Source organism: Rossellomorea oryzaecorticis, assembly GCF_038405515.1.
GTDB lineage: Bacteria > Bacillota > Bacilli > Bacillales > Bacillaceae_B > Rossellomorea > Rossellomorea oryzaecorticis_A.
This window is the reverse complement of the sequence record NZ_JBBYAF010000019.1, coordinates 1-22,185: the sequence shown is the minus strand read 5'-3', so window position 1 is coordinate 22,185 and position 22,185 is coordinate 1. Positions and strand designations below refer to the sequence as shown.

Sequence of the window (22,185 nt, the reverse complement as noted above, 5' to 3'; positions counted from 1 at the left end):
CTATGTCAGTAAGAGGTCATTTTGATGCAAATTTAAAAGAACTTCAAACAAAACTTATGGAACTAGGGAATATCGCTAAGGCATCTCTTGAAAGAAGTATCAAAGCACTTGAAGAAAAAGATGTGGATACGGCACTTGCCATCATTGAAGGTGATCAGAAAGCAGATGATCTTGAAGAAGAGATCAATGACCTTGCTATCCTTCTGATTGCAAAGCAGCAGCCTGTAGCTACTGATTTAAGAAGGGTCATCGTTGCAATCAAAATTGCATCTGATTTAGAACGAATTGCTGATTTCGCCGTCAATGTTGCTAAGTCTACAATTCGTATCGGAAGTGAACCATTAATCAAGCCAATACATCATGTCAAGGAAATGCACGGCATCACATCTGAAATGATCGGTTTAACACTCGAATCCTTTGTTGAAGAAGATGTTGTAAAAGCGAAGAAAATCGCAGAAATGGATGACAGGGTGGATGATTTATACGGCGAAACCATTCAGGAACTACTTGCCTTAAATAAAGAAAAGCCAGAGTTCACTGCTCAGATTACGCAGCTGTCCTTCATTTGCCGTTACCTAGAAAGAGCGGCAGACCATACAACCAATATTGCTGAAGGTGTCTTTTATTTAGTAAAAGGCCGCAGGTATGATTTGAACGAATAGAAAACAAGCTGTCCGGGATCCCGGACAGCTTGTTTTTTTAACTTATTCTGTAATCAGCTTGGCAATCTCAGCTACTGTCATCTCTGAGTTCACAAGAAAATCACCTATCTGTATTTTATCTGCGTAGTTATTGTGAACGATATAATCTACAAATGGCTCATCTTCACTGATAATCTTTGCTTCTTTCAGTTTTTCTTCAATATCTGCCGGCGTCATTCCCGCTTTAATCATTAAAGTCAATTGATACTTTTCACTTTGGGACGACGTATCTTTTTCAGCCTTTTTCCTGTATGAATCCAGCTCCTCTTTTAACGCTGAAATTTCGTTCTCTTGCTCTTTTATTTCTGATTCTTTTACGATGATGTGGTCTTCAGGAATGGAATCAGAAGGTGAAGAAGAGGCAGTATGAAAAATGAAACTATAAAAGAAAATGATAGCAGTGGTAAACAATATACCGGTAGAAAAAGCTCTGGTTGTTTGCTTGTTCATATGGGCTCCTCTCTAAAGCGTTGAAATAATGTGCTGAACATCCGACTTGGTAAGGGCTGATTGTTTTGCAATTTGTTCCAAAGGAATCCCTTGTTGATAGAGGGCGATGACTTGATTTCTTACAACCTCATGAATCGGTTTCTTTACGGAAGCAGATCGTTTGATAGAGGGCTCGCTGTCCATCATAAGTTCCTCTTCCAGCACCCGCAGCCTTTTCTTCATTTGATAATTTTCCTGCAGAATCGTCATTGATAAATCTTCCACTTCTTTTTCAATTGCCGCATACCGGTCTTTTTGAAAAAAAGAAAGAAAGAATAATAGAATGGAAAAGCCCAATAATCCCATTAGCAGTATTTCCAAAATATCACCTCATGCTTATTTTGTTCTTCCTTATTTATAGCATAGAAAGTGAACCTTCTCTAGAGAAGGAAAGAATATTTTGTAAAATATCTACCCATTTTGTCATATCATTCACCGCTTCACTCATAGAAAATTGTCGTATCACAATTGAAACTCCTTTATAAGAGGGATTTTGATTGCAAGTAGAAATAATTTTAAAGAATTTCCATATATATACGTTTGTTTTTGGCAGCTATAACAAGATACGACAAAATGCGTTTATTGTAGGTTTTTGAATACGGTGTTACGATTAAATTAAGAAAAATTGTCATAATATTTAGATGAATTCATTTACTATTCGTTTCATGCTGGGAGGTTTATTTGTGATAAATGAAATAATCAAAATGAGAGAGCAGGGAATCTCATTCAGGAAAATTGCGAAAGAACTGGGAACGACTGTCGGAAAGGTTCAATATCAATGGGTTAAATATCAAAAGTTGATGGAAATAGGTGAGGTGCAGTCAGGGGATACACAAACCGTAATAAAGCAATCGGGTAAACGCACAGGAAGGGTAAAGAAAAAAGCTGTTTTAAAGGTCGGTAACTCAAATACCAAACCGTACATTCATGACTTCACGATTACATACTCGACAGGTTCAAGGGTTTATTGTTACTGGACGATCTCAAAGCTGTGGCTTGATCATATGAAAGCCTACTTCAACCTGGATGCGGCTTCTCCTTTCGTTCTAAGATTGTATGACATCACCTCGATCACCTTTAATGGACATAACCATCATTCGCATATGGACTCATATGTACCATGTTCAGAATCTGACTGGTTCCTCAATGGCCTGAAAGAAAATAGAAGCTATTGTATAGATCTGGGACTTCGTTTATCTTCGGGAGAATTCATTGCCATCGAACGTTCGAATGTCATTCACACACCAAGGTCATCCTGGGACGCGGAATATCAAAGTTTGAGAGAGTTAAGAGAGTTTGAACAAGGTAAATTGAAAGAACCGAAATGGGTGGAGCATGTCAGCACCTACTCTTATTATGTGATGAATCAGGAGGATAAAGCATGAGCGGCAGTCAGACTGTGATGATTTCACCCCAATTTCATGAACCTATCATGGGTATGGAAGATATACAGGAAAATCAAAAAATGTTAATCACCCTGTTTAAAGAAAATTGTAAGCTGATTTCTTTATTGAAAGAAAATAATGGGGAGGCCATCCCTGTCATTTTGAATCCGTTGATATTGGCTTTCTTTTCAACCGAGGAGTTCATAGATGCGGCAGATTCATTTCTTCAGAGAATGCTTCATGAAGAACAAGAAGAAAAGGAAAAGTGGATACACTTATACTCCCAATGGCTGAAATGGAACAAAAACCTGGCAGAAGCTTATAAAATCATGATGGCAGAAGGGAAAGCGATTCTCATTCCGACTACTGTGAATACAATCCCGCTAACCCATTACCGGACTTCCCTCGGAATAGAGATCCAGGTGAAAGTAAGCATTGAAATGTTCAAGAAATATTTAGGGGTAAGCCCCGATATATTTTGGCTGCCTCAAGCTGCTTATCTGCCGGGTCTGGACCTTTACCTGCTTAGGGAAGGAATTGAAGCTTCCTTTATTTCCTCCTTTTCTTACGGATTCAGTGAAAAAGACAGGAAGGATGCAGAGATTCTCCGGAGTCCCAGAGGTCTGAAGTTGATACCGGTCTTCTATCAAGAACAATTGAATGAAGAAGCCCCTAAAGGAATTTCCCTTGTTACTCTTGACCTTGAAGGCAGTCATAATCCGGAACTCCACAACCTTTCATCCTCCTCCTTTCAAAGCTGGCTCGACGCGCCTTCATCGCTTGCAAGGATTGGATTTGGTTATTTAGGAATGGAAAAACAAGATGCTATCTTACAGGACGAGGCAATGAAGAATATACGTATTGTACATGAAATGGAAAATCGATTGGAGAAAGTGAAGTCTGGTGCCGGCATAAACATTTCTGTATTTCATCAACTGACGAGGGAATATATGTCTGCACTTCAAGGCTTGAATGGAAACGACCTGAATTCATCCCATTTTAATCAGATAGCTTCAATCGTAATGGACAGGAATTCGGATGATTACTTCTTTTATCATCGAAATAAAGTGAATCATCTTCCTTGTGATGAACTTCTTGACGCATGCACTATTGCAAAACCACCCCTTTCGAGGGAAGAAAACGGGGATGCGGTCTTGATCCTTAGTTGGGAATATCCACCTAATATTGTAGGAGGGCTCTCCCGCCATGTATATGATTTAGCGAATAATCTTGTCAAGAAAGGGAAGCGGGTTCACGTTCTGACGGCAAGGTCGAAGGATTCTCTTTCGTATGAAACAGTTGAAGGGGTGACAATTCACCGTGTGCACCCATTGCATCCATATGAAGAAAATTTCTTTAAGTGGGTTTTTGATTTGAATCAATCTTTCGTTCAATATGCACACGAATTGATTTCTATAGAAAAAATCACTCATATTCATGCTCATGACTGGATTGTATCGACATCTGCAATCAAGTTGAAGGAATATTACTCCCTGCCACTGATTACGACCATTCATGCAACAGAACATGGCAGAAATCAGGGGATCTATACCGAGCTTCAGCAGAAGATTCATCAGGAAGAACAATTATTGGTTGCTGCTTCCAATCATTTGATTGTATGCAGTGATCATATGAAAGAAGAAGTCAAATCTCTGTTTACTTTTGACGCCCCTATCGAAGTGATTCCAAATGGGGTTGAATTAGAAAGATTACAACAGCTGCCCCAGGATCATTCTATACAGGAAAGCAGACCATACTTCTTTTCGATCGGCAGGATGGTGCATGAAAAAGGATTTGAAACACTTATCCGTGCTGCCTCTCTTTTGAAAGGAAAAGGACATCGTGTATCGTTCATTATCGCTGGCAAAGGACCGATGCTTGAACATTACCGTCAGCTTGTAAAGAATGAGAATCTCGATGATATGGTGTTCTTCACAGGGTTCATTTCGGATGAGAAGAGAAACAGTTATTTGAAAGATTGCCTGGCAGTCATTTTTCCGAGCCTTTATGAACCGTTCGGAATTGTTGCACTCGAGGCCATGGCTTTCAAAAAAGGCGTGGTTGCATCGGATACAGGCGGGCTGAAAAGTATTGTAAAGCATGAGCATACCGGTTTATTATTTCAGCCTGACAATGAATCAAATCTGTATGAGCTCCTTCTTTCATTAATAGAGGAACCTGGAAAATCTGAGAGATTAGGTGAAATAGGGTTCAGGATGGCTAAGTCCATGTTCAGCTGGGAGCGGATTGCAGACCAGACGATCCATGTGTATGAGGATGTTCTCCTCCAAACCAAAGTAGAAGGACTGCGGTGATGAAAGCGGTCATTCTGGCAGGAGGAGAAGGAAAGCGGCTGAGACCTTATACGATGTCTGTCGCTAAGCCAATGGTGCCTATTCTTAATAAGCCTATTCTCGAGTACAGCATTAATTTGTTACGGTCCTACGGCATTAAAGATATCCTAATTACAACTTGCTACAAAAGCAATACCATTAAGGAATATTTCGGTAACGGAAGCAGATTTCATGTGAATATCACCTATTTGGAGGAAAGGAAGCCGCTTGGAACTGCAGGCGGGATCTTCTTGGCAAATCATCTTCTGAAGGAGCCTTTTCTTGTACTCAGCGGTGATGCCTTTACCAATATCCCGATTGATCAGGTAATCAACTTTCATAAGAGCAAAAAAGCGGCCATGACCCTGGTTTCGAAAGAAGTGCCAAACCCAAGGGAATATGGGATTTGTTACACCAATCAAAACAGGAAACTGATCGATTTCGTAGAGAAACCTGCCACATGGGAAGGGAACGAGGTCAATACCGGAGTCTATATTGTTGAGCCATTCCTTCTTAAGAAGTATTCACGTAAAGGAGCCTTGGATTTCAGCCGGGATCTAATCCCTTCTCTACTTACTAATAATGAAGCAGTTTACGTATTCAAAACAAATGCCTACTGGAGGGATATCGGCAGCCCGGAAGAATATAAAAGAGCACGGGAAGATTTAATGAGAGGGCTGTTTACTCCGGAGAAGGCATATTTAGCAAGAAAGAGTGAAACAGTCAATCTCGATCCCTTCATAACCAGGGTGCAGGTAGCCTGTCCAAAGGTGAAAAAGCCATTCGTACTTGCCAAGCTGCTGGAAACAGTCCCTTCCATGGATGAAGAAGAATTCATAATCGAACACCGCGATGGCGGCTGGACAAAAATAGTCAGTGATCCTGACAGAGGTTTTATTATTTATTCAAAAGCGGATCGTAGAAATCTGGCGAGGGAGCTTGCCAGATACTATGGGAAGAAAATAAAAACATGGCAAAAGGTGTAGAGACTGATGAAAAATAATAATCGAAAAAATAAGAAGTTCCATATTCAAGGGATTGCCTGGAAGGAAGCGGGTTCGTATATCCCTCTTGGAAAATCGGGCACTCCGTTCAATGGGATAAAAGTCAATCTATCAGAAGATAGTGAGAAATGGGGAGAATCGTTGTCGTTTGAATTTGAGAATGTAACGAAGGAAACCCGGACGTTGAAAGTCTTCTTCTTAGTGGAATGGCTCGCCTGCTGCGAAGAGACGATAGGTGTTCTCTCCCTATCAAAGAATGCATTCTATAACTACAGCAAAAATAATATGGCCATGTCAAATGTCGTTTCAAGTGCAGATAGTATTAAAAAATCCGTATATCCATTGAATCTAAAAGGCTTGCAGCTGTGGAAAAAGTCGTTGAAAAACGGCAGCCTCTATTACTATCCAATCACTAACGGCCTCCATATGATGGCGTATATGCTCGAGTATACTTTCAAGCCATTCGAAGTAAAACAAGGCAAGCTTTTTGCGGTGGAGGGTGCTGTGCACGGGGATGGATTATTTTTAACCGATAGAATGAAAAACGGACTAGCATTTCAGCAGGAAAAGTGATATTATAGAAAAGTCGTATGAATAGATGAAGATAGTGAAGTTTGGAGGGAAATAACAATGCGTGTAAACATTACTTTAGCTTGCACAGAAACTGGTGAGCGTAACTATATTACTACAAAGAACAAGCGTAATAACCCAGACCGTCTTGAGCTAAAAAAATATTGCCCGAAATTAAAGCGTGTGACTCTTCACCGCGAAACGAAATAAGCAGCCGGATTTTATCCGCTGCTTTTTTTTATGCTCAGTAAAACTTAAAGGTTTGTTCCTCTGTTGGTATAATAGGAAAAGATGAAGGAGGAATATCATGGATAAAAAAACATTGAGAAGAAGGCAACTTGATTTGTTAAAGGCGATTTCCCCTTTAGAATATGAACAAAAAGTTTTTTCTATTGAACAAACACTCTTTCTATCTGAAGAATGGAAGAGCAGTGAAGTCATAGCGGTCACCGTTTCTAAACATCCTGAAGTCAATACTTGGAATATCATTAAACGTGCCTGGGAAGAAGGGAAGAAGATATGCGTTCCTAAATGCAAGCCTTCCACGAAGGAATTAGTTTTCTATGAGCTCAATACGTTTACTCATCTCGAAAAAGTCTTTTACGATTTGTATGAACCTATTCCCTCCCTTACCAAGTCAGTACATAAAGACAACATCCATACAGTGATCGTGCCAGGCTTGGCCTATACTGAAAAAGGGTACCGTCTAGGATTCGGCGGAGGTTATTATGACCGTTTTCTATCAGGCTATGAGGGGTGCACGTTATCTCTGGCATTCAGAGAGCAATTGGTAGAAGATCTGCCTGTAGAATCATTTGACATGCCAGTAGATAAAATCATGACCGAAAATGGGAGCATTCAGTGTGGATAGTTCCAGTGTGATTACATTTCTGATTGTGCTGCTTGTTTCCTATGGAGGGTGGAGGACAAAGAATCTGAGTTTCTCCGGAGCCCTGTCAGCCCTTCTTCTGGGATGTATCATAGGTTATTTCTATCATTGGAAAGGCCTTCTGTTAGTAGGCGCATTTTTTTTGAGTTCCAGTATATGGTCAAAACTATTTTCTTCTTCAAAAGAAGAAATTGAAGGAAGGCTGGCAAAGACTTCTGTACGAGATTGGCAGCAAGTATTGGCAAATGGGGGACCGGCCGCGCTTTTCATCATTCTATTCCATGTTACAGGGAGTGAATGGTGGCTTTACTCATTTGCTGCGGCTATCGCTGCATCAAACTCCGATACGTGGGCTTCTGAAATCGGACCATTGAGCAGGAAGGACCCTTTTTCACTACGTTCGTTCAAGAGAGTGGAAAAAGGAACTTCAGGTGCTGTATCCATGATAGGCACCATTGCGGCATTGACAGGCTCAACTTTTATCTCATTGCTGTTTTGTATTTTAATTGATTCATTTCAGTGGAAGCTTTTTATCCTGATCAGTGCTGCCGGGTTCCTCGGGAACGTCCTGGATACCGTGGCAGGGGCATACCTCCAGGTGGAATTTACATGTCCTGTCTGTAAATCTTCTACAGAAGCTGCTGTCCACTGCGGGACAGATACCGTCAGGAGCAAAGGCTTCTTATGGCTGAATAATGAAGGAGTCAATTTTCTATCAAGCTTTCTGGCGGGGACTGCACTTCTGTTTTTCATTCCAGGATGATAATAAGTGGATAAACAGAAGACTTATGAACCAAACTATTCCCAGGAGGGATCAGTATGAACGGATGGACCAAATGGCTCATAATGGGCAGCTTGATTTTGTTACTGCTGCCTAATCGCTATCGGATACTCAACCTGCTTCTGGGAAATTTCTTCATTCGCCGTTTCGCCGTACAAGGAGCAATGAGCATACCTGCAATACGCTCGAAATTCATTCAAAGCACATTCAGGTAGAAAAGAAGACTGTATAGGAGGTAACCTTCTGTACGGTCTTTTTTTGATGGCTCTGTAATCTTATAACTTTACATCATAAAAATGGAAAGGGTATAGTAGCATTAAATCAGGATGCAGGCAGTACAAAATGTTCCTGCAAATTTTATGAAAGTAGTGGATGTAGTGAACTTAAGATATCATTACCTCTTTTGGAAAATGGCCCATTTCCTTATCGAACAGAAACAGTTTAGGATACTGGATCTATCCGCGGATCATGATGAAATTTGGTTTGAAAATACTGCGCTTAAAGAACCGGATGTCATCAGGCTCCGTCTTAAAGATCTTGATTGGGGCTCATGGATAGAAAGGGACATTGAACAAACCGCACAAAATGCAGAAAGAATTCGCAGAAAAACACATAAAAGACAGTTGAAAATGAAAAATGTATATATATCAACCTACGCCCCGGTCGACGGAGGGGAGGAGATCTTTGCAGAACAATTTACGGATGTTGGCAAATCGATTGTAGATTCCTCCTTGATAGATGAGGCGGCGGGAAGGGAAACATTAATCAGCGATCCTTTGTTTAGTGGCGGGGAATGGGAACTTCCACCAGAAGTGCTCGAAGCCAGCGTAGAGTGGATGAAAGGCAGAGCATTGAACGCATCCACAAGGCAGGTGAAACAAGAAAGGCAGCTTTTTGAAAAAGGCAAGCCGTTTTTCACCTATCTATTTATCGTGGTACAACTGATCATGTTTGCCGTTTTGGAAATGAATGGAGGGAGTCAGAATCCTCAAACCTTGATTGAATATGGGGCAAAATATAACCCGTTAATCATTGAAGGTGAATGGTGGAGGCTCGTGACCCCGATCTTCTTGCACATCGGCCTCCTGCACCTGCTCATGAACACACTAGCTCTCTATTACTTGGGAGCCGCGGTGGAAAAAATTTATGGACGCAGCCGTTTTGTGTTCGTTTATATGTTTTCAGGGGTCACGGGTTCTTTTGCCAGTTATCTTTTTACTTCGAATCTTTCAGCCGGTGCCAGTGGAGCCATCTTTGGTTGTTTCGGGGCTCTGCTCTACTTTGGAGTGCTGTACCCGAAAATTTTCTTCCGTACAATGGGTACAAATATCATTGCTGTGATTTTATTGAATCTCGCTTTTGGTTTTACCATTCCCGGTATTGACAATGCCGGACATCTTGGTGGTTTGGCCGGCGGATTTCTTGCTGCAGGAATCGTCAGTGTTCCCGGACTGTTTCGTCCTTTCAGACAACTGCTCATTTTAACGGCAACGGTGGTGCTGATAGGTGTGATATATATGAATGATCAGCAGTCAGCTCCATCAGATTGGGACATTCATACAGTTAACGGCGTTGCCCAGGAAAAGATCACCGACGGGGAATGGAAAGAAGCTGAAGGTTTGTTGAATGAAGTCATCAAAAGAGGCTCTCCGAATGCAGAGACCTATTTTTATCTTTCTTATGCTGAAATCAAGCTTGGAAAAGCGGAAGAGGCTAAAGACCATCTAATGAACGCAATTGAAGAAAGAAATGATTTTCACGAAGCACATTACAATCTCGCTCTTCTGCTGATTGACAGCGGTGAACATGAAGAAGCCCTTTCCCACGCCAGAAAAGCTTATGATATAAACATGCAGGAGAAGAAATACAAAAACCTTATCAAAGAATTAGAGGAAAAACTTTAAGATGTGGCTATTCGCTGCCTTAATAATGAAGGGTTCCCGTCTTTATCAATCAAAAGGACAAGAACTTCTTTTTTGTCTTTTTTAACTAGTATAAGGGGGATGGTGCTGTCGAGCGAGTCGATGATCGTACCATCTTCCTTTTTTATTCCTAAATAATAGTTTTTATATAAACCCTCCCACAGGTTTCCGATGAACCTTTCCCATTCAACCTTGTCAAAACCCTCAAGCGGTTTCTCTTCCAGGCTCGGCAATTCCGTCAGCGGGATAGCGAAGTATTCTTCACTCGGTATTCCAAGTGAATCAATCCCTTTCTCCCATAAAAAGTCCAATTGCTGTGTTGAAACACGGTCCAGAATAGTTTTCCACTCTCTTTCCGCATCTGTACCTGGCTGTCTGAAAGAATTTAACGGACTGAAATTGGAATCTATTACATATAGCGTATCTTCTGTCATCTTTTGCGCACTCGTATATTTATCATCGTCTTCGTGAATTTCAGCGTAATGGAATGATAATGCTTGTAACAGACTGCTCTCTTTCCCTTTGATTGTTTCTCCCTGAACGATGCCATCAGTCTCTTGTTCCCATTCATTCATTTTCCCCTTCAATCTTCCATTGATAAATAGAAACCCTACGTCCTGACGCAAATAAGCCGGTGTATCCAGCTTAGAAGAGGTTTTCCAGGTCACCTCATAGAAGTTGTCTTTTTTTTCAGGCACCAGCGTGAGAAGGGTTGAAGCTGATTCATATGTAACGTTCTCATTGATTGGAAAAAAAATAATGCTTTCCTTGGTGCTTGGCTGATAAATGAATTCGATTCCGATTGCGAGAATAACCATAAGAATCAAAAATGGAAAAGCATGTAGTAACTTTTGTTTCATATCGTTCACTCCAATGGTTTGTCCGGTTGTTAATTCATATGTCAGAGGCTGGTTTAATATGTTTCGATGTATGATTTGTCTTTGCGTTGTCTAGTATGGTAAAGATGGTAAAACATGTTAACTGATTAGGAGTGAAGGCTCAGAATGACGAATGAGAAAAAGCCTGTCTCTACGAGGATAGAAGAGAATACAAGTTATCTAAAAAAAGCTTTGGCTGTTGATAAAAGTTTTGATGTCATACAGCTGGATTTAGAATATGCAGAAAGAAAAATGGCGATGTTTTTAGTGGATGGTTTTGTTAAAGATGATATCATGCATTATTTAATGAAACTGTTATCAGGGCTGAGTCCAGAGCAATTGGAAGAAGACACGCTGCAGAAACTTCTAAAAACATATATTCCTTACATTGAAATTGAGCAGGTGGACGATTTAAATCAAGTGATCGATTTGGTGCTGGCAGGGCCTACCGCGCTTGTAGTGGATGGCATTGATAAAGTCATTATCATCGATGCAAGAACATACCCGGTCAGGGGACCGCAGGAACCAGATATCGAACGGGTCGTAAGAGGTTCGAGGGACGGATATGTAGAAACGATTGTATTTAATACGGCACTCACGAGGAGAAGGGTTCGCGACCCTTCACTCCGCATGGAATATATGCAGGTCGGGAGAAGATCGAAAACAGACATTGTAGTATCTTACTTAGAGGATATTGCAGATCCGGAATTAGTGGAGAAAATCAAAGATTCAATTTCCAAAATCGATACCGATGGACTTCCTATGGGGGAAAAAACATTGGAAGAATTTATTTCAGGCAGGCATTGGAACCCTTATCCGATGGTACGGTATACGGAAAGGCCTGATACAGCTGCAGCTCACCTATACGAAGGGCATGTCATTATCATGGTGGACGGATCACCGAGTGTGTTAATCACTCCTACCACTTTCTGGCATCATTTGCAGCATGCTGAGGAATACAGAAATAAGCCGACAGTCGGAGCATATCTGCGGTTTGTCCGATTCATCGCAGTTTGGAGCTCTGTATTCTTATTGCCCCTATACTATTTATTTGCCATACAGCCTGAGTTGCTGCCTGAACAATTCAGCTATGTGGGGCCAAATGAAACTGGCGAGGTTCCATTATATCTTCAGTTCTTACTGATCGAGATAGGGATTGATATACTGAGGATGGCAGCCATCCATACACCTTCGTCGCTCGCTACCGCACTGGGTCTGGTGGCTGCGCTGATGATTGGTCAGGTCGCAGTTGAAGTCGGCCTGTTCATCAACGAAGTGATCCTATACCTTGCGATTGCCGCAATCGGCACGTTTGCCACCCCGAGTTATGAACTGAGCCTGGCAAATCGCCTTGTAAGGATTTTTCTGTTGACAGCCACCTCCTTATTCGGGGTCTATGGATTCGTGATCGGCGTAATGGCTTGGTTAATTGCACTATCAAGAATGAAATCATTCGATATCCCTTACATGTGGCCGTTCATACCGTTTAATTTCAGGGCATTCAGGGACGTCTTCTTCCGTTCACCGATGCCGCTAAAAAACAGAAGACCGCGCTTCCTGCATCCGAAAGACCCGGATCGCTAGATGCTGTATTTAATAAGACTACCATTAAGGGATAGACCTTGATGGTAGCTTTTTTTCTTACTAAAATGGAACCCTTGATTTCTGAACGATTCCAGCTGTTGATTGGAGTGCAAGACGAAGACTCCTGCGGGAGAAGTGGCCAATGTGAGACCCCACAGGAGCGCAGCGACGAGGAGGCTCACCGGCCGCCCGCGGAAAGCGAAGTCTTGCACGGAAATCAACAGCGGTGATTTAGAGTGGATTTTATGAAGAAAGAATTGAGAACACCCCGGATTTATCATATACTTTAGTGTGAACAAAGAAAGCAGGTGTAAGAATGAAAACGATTTATGATATCCAGCAGTTTCTCAAATCGTATGGGACGATCATCTATGTTGGACATCGTCTTTCAGACCTGCAGCTAATGGAAGACGAGTTGAAAGAGCTGAATAAATCCCAATTGATTGAAACAAGGGATTTCCAGACAGCTTTGTTATTATTAAGGCAGGAAATAGCGATAGAGAAAGAAAAACAAGAAAAATAAGGGTGATACTATGACAGAAAAATGGCTGGTTGGAGTCGACTTGGGCGGGACTACAACCAAAATCGCATTCTTAAGCAAATACGGAGAACTGTTACATAAATGGGAAATACCCACTGATAAATCCGATAATGGCAAGAACATCATCGTGGATATAGCCAAAGCGCTCGACCGAAAACTTGAAGAACTTGATCAGTCCAAAGATAAATTGCTTGGAATCGGTATGGGTGCGCCGGGACCGGTTGATATGGCAAAGGGTATTATTTATGAAGCAGTAAATCTGGGATGGGATAAAAACACTCCATTAAAGGACCTGTTGGAAGTAGAAACAGGTTTGCCGGCAGTCATTGATAATGATGCAAATTGTGCGGCGCTGGGTGAAATGTGGAAAGGCGCAGGGGATGGTGCCAAGGATCTTGTCTGTGTCACACTTGGAACCGGAGTTGGCGGAGGAGTCATTACCAACGGGGATATCGTGCATGGTGTAAGAGGTGCAGGCGGGGAAATCGGTCATATCACAGTCGTCCCTCAGGGCGGTTTTCAATGCAATTGCGGAAAGACCGGATGTCTTGAAACAGTAGCCTCGGCAACAGGGGTGGTACGTCTGGCAAATGAAAAATTAGATTCAACCACCACTCACTCAATACTAAGGGATCTTCGCACCGAGGCTGGAGTGATCAGTGCGAAAGATGTATTTGATGCAGCTAGGAGTAATGATGAACTAGCTGCAAGCGTTGTCGACCAACTTGCTTTTTATCTCGGTCTCGCATTAGCTAATTTAGGCAACGTGTTGAACCCTGAAAAGATTGTGCTCGGCGGCGGTGTCTCCAGAGCAGGGGATATCTTATTAAAACCAGCAGTGAACTATTTTGAACAATTTTCTTTCCCGACGGTCAGGACATCAACCGGTTTAAGCATCGCAACACTTGGCAATGACGCTGGGGTGATCGGTGCCGCATGGCTGGTGAAAAATAAAATTTAAGTGATATCAAACAGAATGGAGTTCCCTGATGGGAACTCTTTTTTTTGATCAAAAGACAGGACTATAGTAGATCATGCGGGTCTGTTGACATAAGTGGACAACTGCTGGATAGATGGTGTGTGGGTCAAAAGGTTCAAATTTAATAAAGTTGGACAGAATGAAACTTTTAGCTGTTTTAAACGTCTAATAGTATGGGTAAGAGAATAAGGTGTAAAATATCATTTTACATTAGTTGTATGAATTTGGGTTTGACGTTTTGTAAAAAAAGTATTAAGATAACACATGGTTCTATTTTAGAAATCCCTTATTTTACCAGGGATAATCTTACATTATATGTTACATACGAAGGACCAGCGTAAGTAGCAAGGAGGTAACAAAATTGAACATAAAAAAGATTCCAAAGGTTCCGTTAATCATCATTGCAGCGTTACTCCTTTGGGTAAAGACGTACATTGTCTATAAAACTAGCTTTGATATAAAGATAGAAAACACGATTCAGGAAATCATACTCTTCATGAACCCGTTAAGCTTCCTGCTGTTTATATTCGGCATCGGACTGTTAATGAAGAAAGATAAATCACGCACCCGCTACATCATCATCACAAGTTTCATACTGTCTTTTATCCTCTATGGAAATGTTGTGTTTTATCGATTCTTTGATGACTTCTTAACACTGCCTGTCTTATTCCAAACCAGCAACTTCTCAGATTTAGGAAGCAGTGCCAGTGCCATTATCGGCTGGAAAGATCTATTTTACTTTGCGGACGTTATAGTGTTAATTGCATTGATTAAATTCATGCCGGCATGGTTCTCACTTGAAAATTACAGCCGTGCGAGCAGAAGAGCCTATTTCTTAGTTGCCACAGCACTTGTATTCTTCAATCTCGGGCTGTCTGAATCGGAAAGGCCACAGCTTCTTACAAGAACATTTGACCGTGAAATGCTTGTTAAAAACATTGGAACATACAATTATCATATTTATGATGTCTTCTTACAATCAAAGTCATCTGCTCAAAGAGCCATGGCAGACGGCAGTGAGCTTGCAGGAATCGATAACTATATCCGTGCAAGCTACAACAAGCCGGACGATGAAATGTTCGGGATTGGAAAAGACAAGAACTTAATTATGGTCTCAATGGAATCCCTCCAAAACTTTGTGATCAACGAGAAAGTGAACGGAGAGGAAATTACACCGTTTTTAAACGACTTTATTGGTGAAAGCTATTACTTTGATAATTTCTATCACCAGACACAGCAGGGAAAAACGTCTGATTCCGAGTTCCTATTGGATAACTCTTTATATCCATTGAATCGGGGAGCTGTCTTCTTTACACATTCAGGAAACCAGTTCGACTCAATGACGGAAAGTCTTAATGAAAATGGATATTATACAACTGCTATGCATGCTAATAACAAGAGCTTCTGGAATCGTGACATCATGTATGATTCTTTAGGATATGAACGTTTCTATTCATTGCCGGATTATCAAGTAACAGATGAAAACTCTGTGAACTGGGGAATGAAAGACACCCCATTCTTTGAACAGTCTGTAGAACATATGAAAGAAATGCCTAAGCCTTTCAGTACGAAGATGATTACGTTAACGAACCATTATCCGTTCACTTTGGACGAAGAAGATAAATTAATTGACCCTTATACGTCTAAAGACGGTACGGTGAACCGTTATTTCCAGACAGTGCGTTATATGGATGAAGCTTTGAAAAACTTTATTACCGGCCTGAAAGAGTCAGGACTATATGAAGACTCCATCATCGTCATGTACGGAGATCACTACGGTATCTCTGAAAACCATAATACAGCTATGAGTCAATACCTGGGCAAAGAAGTAACACCATTGGTGAGTACTCAGCTGCAAAGGGTGCCTCTGATTATCCACGTGCCTGGAAAAGAAGGTAAAACGATTTCGAAAGTCTCAGGTCAAATCGACCTGAAGCCAACCATTTTACACTTGATGGGAATCGATACAAAGAAGGACATTCAATTCGGTGGAGATCTCTTCTCTGAACAGCATGAAGATTTTGCCATTCTGCGGGACGGACGTTTTATTACGAAAGATTATGTGTATGCAGGTGAAAAATGCTGGGACAAGAATACAGAAGAAGAAACGGATATGAAATTCTGTAAACCATATCAAGAGCGTGCCACAGAAGAATTGCAATACTCAGACAAAATCATTTACGGAGACCTTCTACGGTTCTATGAAGAAACTGAGTACCGTGATGAAGATCAACAATAAATTAAAGAGGCTGGGACAAAGGTGTTTTAGTCTATGTAAAACCCGACCTAATTGAATTCTAGGATTCAATTAGGTCGGGTTTTTTTATTGGATTTGTTCAAGTGTGCGTAGTTATTAACTTGTTCCAGCGGTTGATTGGAGTGCAAGACGCAGACTCCTGCGGGAAGAGTAGCTTATAAGAAAAGCGGAAGGGCTTTGTTCAGAGGCGTGGGGCATAAGACGAATCGGCCTAGAAGGCGTTCTTTGCCTTCTTGGCAGGTTTGGCTTATGACCTGTGCCTCTATAAGCCCTGCAGCTAGACATGTGAGACCCCGCAGGCGGAGCCGAGGAGGCTCACGGGCTACCCGCGGAAAGCGAAGTCTTGCACGGAAATCAATAGCGGCTTTAAGAGCCTACACTAAAATTGTTCGTCATTCAGTTGGGGTTTATAAAGTTTTGTCCCAGCCTCTTTTTTTGTCATGAATTAAAGAGTCTTTCATATGAGTAAGTAAGGATGGTATAGCAGGGAGGTTTCATAATGAAGATCACGGTCAGAAATGGAGATACGTTTTGGTATTACAGTCAACTATTCTATATTCCCATCGGGTTAATCATTGATTCAAATCCTTCACATGATCCGGGTGGATTAAAAATCGGAGCGGAAGTGGAAATACCGGGCTTTATAAAAGAAAGCTATACAATCAAACAAGGAGATACCCTCTGGAAACTCGCCGGAAAGCGGAATATAAATGTGGATGCTCTTTTATTGGTGAACCAAAACATCAATCCAAACACAATTGATATTGATACAACCATTTATTTACCATCGAGGGTCGTCACCCCCATTGTAAACGGAAAGCAAGCATATAGTTCAGAGGTTTTGGAAAAGGATCTCAGAAGATTGATAGAAATATATCCATTTATTAAATTGAATTCAATCGGAGAAAGTGTAATGGGGAAACCGCTTTATGAAATGAAAATCGGAAATGGAAGAAAAAAAGTGCACATGGATGCATCATTTCACGCAAATGAGTGGATCACTACGTCAATCTTAATGACTTTCCTCAATGACTATCTGCTTTCGTTGACGAATAACCTTCCTATTCGAGGTGTACAAACACTTCCCGTATACTCAGGAGTGACGGTATCGATCGTCCCTATGGTTAATCCTGATGGAGTGGATCTTGTCATAAAGGGACCGCCAAAAAATATGAAAAGTCAGCTGATAAAGTTAAATAAAGGAAGCTCTGATTTTACCGGCTGGAAAGCAAATATCCGAGGTGTCGATCTCAATAACCAATTTCCTGCAAAATGGGAGGTAGAAAAGGAAAGAAAAGAAGAGAAAACACCTGCCCCCCGGGATTTCCCAGGAGATAAGCCTCTTTCAGAGCCTGAAACGATTGCTATGGCTGAACTTGCCAAAGAAGAAGAGTTCGACCGCCTGCTTGCTTTACACACCCAGGGAAAAGAGTTTTACTGGGGATATGAGGGCTTGGAACCCCCTGAAGCAGAAAGGCTTGCCAAAGATTTCGAAAGGGTCAGCGGATATCAATCCATCAGATATGTGGACAGTTATGCAGGGTATAAGGACTGGTATATCAAAGAGTTTCAAAAATCAGCTTTTACGTTAGAACTGGGAAAGGGTATCAACCCACTTCCTCTCTCGCAGTTTGATGAGATATACAGGGACACTTTAGGGATCTTTCTAGTTGCTGTATATAGATGGTATTAATTTAATGGGAACAGGGGAAAAACAGTTATTTTTTTCCTGTTTTTTTGATTGAAACCTAGTAGATTTTTAATGGGAATAGGAGTAAAATAAATCATCGAGTTTTTTACTGTAATAGTATACCTACACTGATATATTTCCAGTTCATCTTGTAAGGACAGGTGATGACCCTTTGACAATGCTGTATGAGCAGCTTCACTTCAAGAGGTCATCGCTTTTTTGAATTTTTGTAATATTTTTATCATATTTTTGAAACATTTCGCGGTCTTAAACGTACTAATTTATATGAGAGTTTCTGGGAGGAGGAGGATTATTGAAAAAATTCGGCTTGCTTAATCTATTGATGGTTTTTTTGCTTTTACTGTCTGCTTGTCAATCTGAAAAGGTCACAACTACTCCTCCTGCAGAAAACAGCCGGGACAAACAAGCACCGAAAGAGATTAAAGAAAGCATTATTCCATCCGAAACGTTTAAAGAAAATGTTGACTGGCTATCCGAGACCGAGGTTTTGACTGTCAAAGAAAAAGAAGGGGCGGCTGCCTTTTATATCACCGATGTTTTTGACGGGGGGAGTGAAAAAATATATGAATTATCCTCTTCACATGTCGATTCCGTGGTTTCTCCCGATAAAGGGAGGATCTTGATTCACTCTTCACCGGCTACTTATTCGGCCATGATTACGATTATAGACCTTAATGGAAAAGAGTGGTACAAGGGTGAAATCCCTTCCTATGAGTTAACATATGATTGGAATGAATTCGATACAGATAAACTTTTGATTACGAGTTTTGCTGAAGACTGGAGCTTTGAAGTATTTATATTGGACTTGAAAAATCCTCAATTACATAAGGTGGATGTTGATCAGCCTTTTCTAAAATGGAATTCTGATGTTTCTGTCCTTTATCAGGACTGGAACAATGAAGAAATCAGTATTACAGCTCCCCTTGTAAGTCAAAATATCCTGGATGGGAAGAAAGAAACAATCGACTCATCAAGCGTCTTTTTTGACCGCTTTCCTGAATTCCTGCTTTCTGTTCATGCCAGTGGAAATACAGAGGATCAATTCAAGTATCAGTTCATAAATGAAAATGGAGAAGTCCTGTCTGAATTTCAAATGTCTCTCCTGAGCCGTTATTCTGATTGGTTCATTCCATTTTATGATATGATAGAGGAGAAGCGTGAACTGATTACATTTCAAGCAAATGAGGCCGGTTCATATGATACATATTCCGGTACATTCTCCTTGAAGAAATGGAATGTCCTTAAGGGCAGTGAGGATACTTTGTTTGAAGAACTTCCGTTAGAGCCGGTACAGTGCTCACCTCAAGGCTCCTATTGTTTGTATGGTAATAAGCTTGAAAAAGTCATCAATATGAATAAAACGGCTATCATTCAACTAGTTAAAGAGGAAGGGTAGATTATACATGGCAATTGTAGACGTAACAGTTATTCCAATAGGTACAGAGACTCCAAGTGTGAGTTCTTATGTAGCTGATCTGCAAAAAATCCTTAAGAAACACGAAGACGAGGGGAATATCCGATTTCAACTTACCCCGATGAATACCATTATAGAAGGTGAACTTTCGATATTACTCGGTGTCATCCAGGAAATTCACGAGGCTCCATTTCAAAAAGGAATCCAGCGCGTTGCGACTAACATAAGGATAGATGATCGAAGAGATAAAAAAGGGACAATGGAAGGAAAGCTTTCATCTGTTCAAAGACATATGGAGTAAGGAAAGGGTGAGCAGACTGACGCTGCTCACCCTTTTGATTTTGTATGTGTTGAAGTGAAAAGCCCTCCGGATAGGAGGGCTTTTACAAGTGATTGAAGTTTTTTAGTGACCACCTGGGTATCCAGAGTGAAGGACAGTCATAATTGTAAACCAGCCAAAAACACCTAGTGTTGCCAATGAAAACACGATTCCAAGAGCATTTTTGTTTTTGAATGTGCTTACTACTGCGAATAAAGCTAATAATGTAACCAAAGCTGTGATAATTACAAGACCCATTTATATGACCCCTTTCATTAAAAATACGTTTTACTAACCGCTTACAAAATAATCATATGTACATAAATGCACTCATTAACATTTTATATTTTTTTCCTCAGTTTGTCGAGGTCAAAAGTTTGACACTTCTATGGCAGGGTAAATTTCTATTTGTTTTTATCTGATGCAAGCATCTGCTACAATAACAGTATCTTGTTAGATGAATAGGAGGGAAAGAAAATGGAATGGAAACAAATTCCTCTGGGTCCGCTTCAAACAAACTGTTATATTCTATGGAATGATAGGAATAAGTGTTTGATTATCGATCCAGGCGCAGAAGGTGAAAAATTAGTTAACTGGCTGAATGAAAATAAGCTGGAACCGCTGGCCATATTATTGACACATGCTCATTTTGATCATATTGGCGCAGTCGATACGGTCAGGGATACATATAACATACCGGTCTATATCCATGAGAATGAGTCGAACTGGTTGACCGATCCAGGGTTGAATGGTTCCGGGCTGTTCGGAATGGGGAACATTCAAACACGACCTGCAGAGACCGTATTCACATCTGAAAAAACGGTCACCATTGATGATTTCACTCTGGCACTCTTTGAAACGCCGGGGCACTCCCCGGGAAGTCTTTCTTATTATGTGCAAAGTGAAGGAATAGTATTTGCCGGAGATACACTTTTTATGGGAAGCATAGGGCGGAGTGACCTGCCTGGAGGTAACCATGAGCAGCTGTTATCAAGTATCCATGAACATTTGCTGACGCTGCCTGAAGATACAAGGGTACTGCCGGGGCATGGACCAACCACTACAGTAGGAAATGAGATGGATGGAAATCCATTTTTAAACGGATTTTAGATTTAAAAAATTCCCTTTAGCATATGCTAAAGGGAATTTTTTTAGTGTCCTCCTGCACCCGGAGTCATCATAAAGGTCGTCCAGTAAGTAAACCCAGCGAAGAACACAGTCAGGTAGGCACCGAAAATATAAATATACATACGTTCGGATAATTTTAAATAGCTTAACATAATGAAGAATCCTGTTTGGCCTAAAAAGATTAATGATGTCGTTGTCATATCGCCAAGATAAAACATTACAGCAAAAATTCCAGTCCAGAATCCAAGAACTCTGTACATACGATCCATATGTAACCCTCCTTTGCACCCTAAGTCCATCATTCAATATTATAAATGAACATTACTACAAAAGTAAATATCTGTTTGATGATAGTTTGTGACGATTACGTGATATCTACTCAAAGAAATTACGATTATTGTTTCAGGTTTGTTCCCGGTCCTCAGAAAAAAATGCAGCTATTTATTTATTACCCTTCATTTTTTGATATAAGCCTTTCTCTTTGTATAACTTTTTTATAATGAGAAAGTTTAATTGAAAGCCGTGAGATTCAAGCCAGGCATGTGTCAGGATTGGTTTCGGAATGTTGTCTACAAAAATTTATGAATTATGGAGTGAAAACACTGTACAAAAGTTATACAAAAAGTATACAATGTAAATAATTAATAAACTAACTTGCTCACATACAATAAAGGAGGAAATAACATGGGGAATTTAACATTCTATACTTATCCAAGCTGCACCTCTTGTAGAAAAGCAAAAAAATGGCTCAATGCAAACTCAATCAATTTCGATGAACGTCATCTTTTCAGGGATACACCAACTCATGAGGAACTAGTCCAATTACTCTCCCTCACTACGGAAGGGCTTGATGAAATCCTGGCCACCCGGAGCCAGACATTCAAAAAGCTTGGGAAAGACGTGAACGACCTGCCGCTTTCCAAGGTGATTGACTTGATTGTCCAGGAACCGAAACTTCTTCGCCGCCCGTTATTAACGGATGGGAAGAAGCTTGTAGTAGGATACAATCCGGATGGGCTGAAAAGCTTTTCCGGCAAAAAGAACATTTTGAAAAAGAGCAGTTGAACAACTGGAACTTGAAAAGGCAGGCATCTTTTATGGGTGCCTGCCTTTTCTTATGATTGTGGGATTTGAGCCATTTGCTTTGTCCAGCTCCTGAGCGAGCCGCCTCCGCTTTTCGATTGTCGAGCTCCGGCGGCTAGAGACTCGAGGTCATAAGTCAAGCCACCCAAAAAGGCAAAAAACGCCTTTCCGGGTGGCTCGTCTTATGCTTGTCGCCTCTGAACAAAGCCCTTACGCT

The 22,185-nt window shown here is 40.9% G+C and carries 24 protein-coding genes; 19 read left to right on the top strand and 5 right to left on the bottom strand.

Annotated elements, in window-relative coordinates:
• The first annotated feature begins 2 nt into the window (after positions 1-2).
• Positions 3-662, top strand: a complete 660-nt coding sequence (gene phoU / locus AAEO50_RS11020) for a phosphate signaling complex protein PhoU (RefSeq protein ID WP_341983505.1) — start codon at positions 3-5, stop codon at positions 660-662.
• Between the two features lie 42 nt (positions 663-704).
• On the opposite strand, the gene AAEO50_RS11015 is transcribed toward phoU, so the two are convergent.
• Both AAEO50_RS11015 and AAEO50_RS11010 read right to left on the bottom strand, forming a co-directional pair.
• Positions 705-1,151, bottom strand: coding sequence for a hypothetical protein (locus AAEO50_RS11015; protein ID WP_341983503.1), 447 nt, complete (start codon positions 1,149-1,151; stop codon positions 705-707).
• A gap of 12 nt (positions 1,152-1,163) precedes the next feature.
• On the bottom strand, positions 1,164-1,511 hold the full coding sequence (locus AAEO50_RS11010; RefSeq protein WP_341983501.1) for a hypothetical protein: 348 nt from the start codon (positions 1,509-1,511) through the stop codon (positions 1,164-1,166).
• A gap of 362 nt (positions 1,512-1,873) precedes the next feature.
• On the opposite strand from AAEO50_RS11010, the gene AAEO50_RS11005 reads away from it, so the two are divergent.
• The 9 genes from AAEO50_RS11005 (at position 1,874) to AAEO50_RS10965 (ending at position 10,056) form a co-directional block, all read left to right on the top strand.
• Positions 1,874-2,575 (top strand): DUF4912 domain-containing protein, encoded by a 702-nt coding sequence (locus AAEO50_RS11005; protein ID WP_341983499.1) that lies wholly within the window; start codon positions 1,874-1,876, stop codon positions 2,573-2,575.
• Positions 2,572-4,890, top strand: a complete 2,319-nt coding sequence (locus AAEO50_RS11000; RefSeq protein ID WP_341983497.1) for a glycosyltransferase — start codon at positions 2,572-2,574, stop codon at positions 4,888-4,890. Before AAEO50_RS11005 ends, AAEO50_RS11000 begins: the two co-directional genes overlap by 4 nt.
• Entirely contained in the window at positions 4,890-5,894 is a 1,005-nt protein-coding gene (locus AAEO50_RS10995; RefSeq protein WP_341983495.1) for a nucleotidyltransferase family protein, read from the top strand. Before AAEO50_RS11000 ends, AAEO50_RS10995 begins: the two co-directional genes overlap by 1 nt.
• Before the next feature lie 6 nt (positions 5,895-5,900).
• A complete protein-coding gene (locus tag AAEO50_RS10990) occupies positions 5,901-6,485 on the top strand; it encodes a hypothetical protein (protein WP_341983493.1) in 585 nt (194 codons plus the stop codon).
• A 57-nt stretch (positions 6,486-6,542) separates the two neighbouring features.
• Complete coding sequence (rpmG, locus tag AAEO50_RS10985; RefSeq protein ID WP_064091498.1) at positions 6,543-6,692, top strand: 50S ribosomal protein L33; 150 nt, start codon at positions 6,543-6,545, stop codon at positions 6,690-6,692.
• A gap of 97 nt (positions 6,693-6,789) precedes the next feature.
• Complete coding sequence (locus tag AAEO50_RS10980; protein WP_341983478.1) at positions 6,790-7,353, top strand: 5-formyltetrahydrofolate cyclo-ligase; 564 nt, start codon at positions 6,790-6,792, stop codon at positions 7,351-7,353.
• Positions 7,346-8,134 carry a DUF92 domain-containing protein gene (locus AAEO50_RS10975; RefSeq protein WP_341983476.1) on the top strand — a complete coding sequence of 263 codons (789 nt, stop codon included), beginning with the start codon at positions 7,346-7,348 and terminating at the stop codon, positions 8,132-8,134. Before AAEO50_RS10980 ends, AAEO50_RS10975 begins: the two co-directional genes overlap by 8 nt.
• A gap of 56 nt (positions 8,135-8,190) precedes the next feature.
• Positions 8,191-8,367, top strand: a complete 177-nt coding sequence (locus tag AAEO50_RS10970) for a hypothetical protein (protein ID WP_341983475.1) — start codon at positions 8,191-8,193, stop codon at positions 8,365-8,367.
• Positions 8,368-8,478: 111 nt separating this feature from the next.
• Positions 8,479-10,056, top strand: a complete 1,578-nt coding sequence (locus AAEO50_RS10965) for a rhomboid family intramembrane serine protease (RefSeq protein ID WP_341983473.1) — start codon at positions 8,479-8,481, stop codon at positions 10,054-10,056.
• On the opposite strand, the gene AAEO50_RS10960 is transcribed toward AAEO50_RS10965, so the two are convergent.
• A complete protein-coding gene (locus AAEO50_RS10960) occupies positions 10,053-10,934 on the bottom strand; it encodes a hypothetical protein (RefSeq protein WP_341983471.1) in 882 nt (293 codons plus the stop codon). The two genes, AAEO50_RS10965 and AAEO50_RS10960, sit on opposite strands and share 4 nt — an antisense overlap.
• 144 nt (positions 10,935-11,078) lie before the next feature.
• On the opposite strand from AAEO50_RS10960, the gene AAEO50_RS10955 reads away from it, so the two are divergent.
• From AAEO50_RS10955 to AAEO50_RS10925, 7 genes are all read left to right on the top strand, one after another.
• A complete protein-coding gene (locus tag AAEO50_RS10955; protein ID WP_341983469.1) occupies positions 11,079-12,536 on the top strand; it encodes a spore germination protein in 1,458 nt (485 codons plus the stop codon).
• 316 nt (positions 12,537-12,852) lie between these two features.
• Positions 12,853-13,059: a YqgQ family protein gene (locus tag AAEO50_RS10950; RefSeq protein WP_341983467.1), complete on the top strand. Its 207-nt coding sequence runs from the start codon at positions 12,853-12,855 to the stop codon at positions 13,057-13,059.
• Positions 13,060-13,069: 10 nt separating this feature from the next.
• Positions 13,070-14,038, top strand: coding sequence for an ROK family glucokinase (locus tag AAEO50_RS10945; RefSeq protein WP_341983464.1), 969 nt, complete (start codon positions 13,070-13,072; stop codon positions 14,036-14,038).
• 379 nt (positions 14,039-14,417) lie between these two features.
• Complete coding sequence (locus AAEO50_RS10940; protein ID WP_341983462.1) at positions 14,418-16,295, top strand: LTA synthase family protein; 1,878 nt, start codon at positions 14,418-14,420, stop codon at positions 16,293-16,295.
• Between the two features lie 517 nt (positions 16,296-16,812).
• Positions 16,813-18,006, top strand: a complete 1,194-nt coding sequence (locus tag AAEO50_RS10935) for a M14 family metallopeptidase (protein WP_341983460.1) — start codon at positions 16,813-16,815, stop codon at positions 18,004-18,006.
• Between the two features lie 310 nt (positions 18,007-18,316).
• Entirely contained in the window at positions 18,317-19,420 is a 1,104-nt protein-coding gene (locus AAEO50_RS10930) for a hypothetical protein (RefSeq protein ID WP_341983458.1), read from the top strand.
• 7 nt (positions 19,421-19,427) lie between these two features.
• Positions 19,428-19,739 carry an MTH1187 family thiamine-binding protein gene (locus tag AAEO50_RS10925; RefSeq protein WP_341983455.1) on the top strand — a complete coding sequence of 104 codons (312 nt, stop codon included), beginning with the start codon at positions 19,428-19,430 and terminating at the stop codon, positions 19,737-19,739.
• Positions 19,740-19,841: 102 nt separating this feature from the next.
• Here AAEO50_RS10925 and AAEO50_RS10920 read toward each other — a convergent pair whose 3' ends face one another.
• Positions 19,842-20,015, bottom strand: a complete 174-nt coding sequence (locus AAEO50_RS10920) for a DUF2759 domain-containing protein (RefSeq protein WP_172253483.1) — start codon at positions 20,013-20,015, stop codon at positions 19,842-19,844.
• A gap of 219 nt (positions 20,016-20,234) precedes the next feature.
• Here AAEO50_RS10920 and AAEO50_RS10915 point away from each other — a divergent pair, with 219 nt between their 5' ends.
• Positions 20,235-20,867: an MBL fold metallo-hydrolase gene (locus AAEO50_RS10915; protein ID WP_341983450.1), complete on the top strand. Its 633-nt coding sequence runs from the start codon at positions 20,235-20,237 to the stop codon at positions 20,865-20,867.
• A gap of 41 nt (positions 20,868-20,908) precedes the next feature.
• Here AAEO50_RS10915 and AAEO50_RS10910 read toward each other — a convergent pair whose 3' ends face one another.
• Positions 20,909-21,154 carry a DUF2626 domain-containing protein gene (locus AAEO50_RS10910; protein WP_032087678.1) on the bottom strand — a complete coding sequence of 82 codons (246 nt, stop codon included), beginning with the start codon at positions 21,152-21,154 and terminating at the stop codon, positions 20,909-20,911.
• A 415-nt stretch (positions 21,155-21,569) separates the two neighbouring features.
• On the opposite strand from AAEO50_RS10910, the gene AAEO50_RS10905 reads away from it, so the two are divergent.
• Positions 21,570-21,950 (top strand): Spx/MgsR family RNA polymerase-binding regulatory protein, encoded by a 381-nt coding sequence (locus AAEO50_RS10905; RefSeq protein ID WP_341983445.1) that lies wholly within the window; start codon positions 21,570-21,572, stop codon positions 21,948-21,950.
• Positions 21,951-22,185: the final 235 nt, after the last annotated feature.

Excerpts from the sequence above, each read along its gene's own strand:
- phoU (WP_341983505.1), top strand. The coding sequence starts at position 3 with ATGTCAGTAAGAGGTCATTTTGATGCAAATTTAAAAGAACTTCAAACA.
- AAEO50_RS11015 (WP_341983503.1), bottom strand. The coding sequence starts at position 1,151 with ATGAACAAGCAAACAACCAGAGCTTTTTCTACCGGTATATTGTTTACC.
- AAEO50_RS11000 (WP_341983497.1), top strand. The coding sequence starts at position 2,572 with ATGAGCGGCAGTCAGACTGTGATGATTTCACCCCAATTTCATGAACCT.
- AAEO50_RS10995 (WP_341983495.1), top strand. The coding sequence starts at position 4,890 with ATGAAAGCGGTCATTCTGGCAGGAGGAGAAGGAAAGCGGCTGAGACCT.
- AAEO50_RS10990 (WP_341983493.1), top strand. The coding sequence starts at position 5,901 with ATGAAAAATAATAATCGAAAAAATAAGAAGTTCCATATTCAAGGGATT.
- rpmG (WP_064091498.1), top strand. The coding sequence starts at position 6,543 with ATGCGTGTAAACATTACTTTAGCTTGCACAGAAACTGGTGAGCGTAAC.
- AAEO50_RS10980 (WP_341983478.1), top strand. The coding sequence starts at position 6,790 with ATGGATAAAAAAACATTGAGAAGAAGGCAACTTGATTTGTTAAAGGCG.
- AAEO50_RS10970 (WP_341983475.1), top strand. The coding sequence starts at position 8,191 with ATGAACGGATGGACCAAATGGCTCATAATGGGCAGCTTGATTTTGTTA.
- AAEO50_RS10965 (WP_341983473.1), top strand. The coding sequence starts at position 8,479 with ATGCAGGCAGTACAAAATGTTCCTGCAAATTTTATGAAAGTAGTGGAT.
- AAEO50_RS10960 (WP_341983471.1), bottom strand. The coding sequence starts at position 10,934 with ATGAAACAAAAGTTACTACATGCTTTTCCATTTTTGATTCTTATGGTT.
- AAEO50_RS10955 (WP_341983469.1), top strand. The coding sequence starts at position 11,079 with ATGACGAATGAGAAAAAGCCTGTCTCTACGAGGATAGAAGAGAATACA.
- AAEO50_RS10950 (WP_341983467.1), top strand. The coding sequence starts at position 12,853 with ATGAAAACGATTTATGATATCCAGCAGTTTCTCAAATCGTATGGGACG.
- AAEO50_RS10945 (WP_341983464.1), top strand. The coding sequence starts at position 13,070 with ATGACAGAAAAATGGCTGGTTGGAGTCGACTTGGGCGGGACTACAACC.
- AAEO50_RS10935 (WP_341983460.1), top strand. The coding sequence starts at position 16,813 with ATGAAGATCACGGTCAGAAATGGAGATACGTTTTGGTATTACAGTCAA.
- AAEO50_RS10925 (WP_341983455.1), top strand. The coding sequence starts at position 19,428 with ATGGCAATTGTAGACGTAACAGTTATTCCAATAGGTACAGAGACTCCA.
- AAEO50_RS10920 (WP_172253483.1), bottom strand. The coding sequence starts at position 20,015 with ATGGGTCTTGTAATTATCACAGCTTTGGTTACATTATTAGCTTTATTC.
- AAEO50_RS10915 (WP_341983450.1), top strand. The coding sequence starts at position 20,235 with ATGGAATGGAAACAAATTCCTCTGGGTCCGCTTCAAACAAACTGTTAT.
- AAEO50_RS10910 (WP_032087678.1), bottom strand. The coding sequence starts at position 21,154 with ATGGATCGTATGTACAGAGTTCTTGGATTCTGGACTGGAATTTTTGCT.
- AAEO50_RS10905 (WP_341983445.1), top strand. The coding sequence starts at position 21,570 with ATGGGGAATTTAACATTCTATACTTATCCAAGCTGCACCTCTTGTAGA.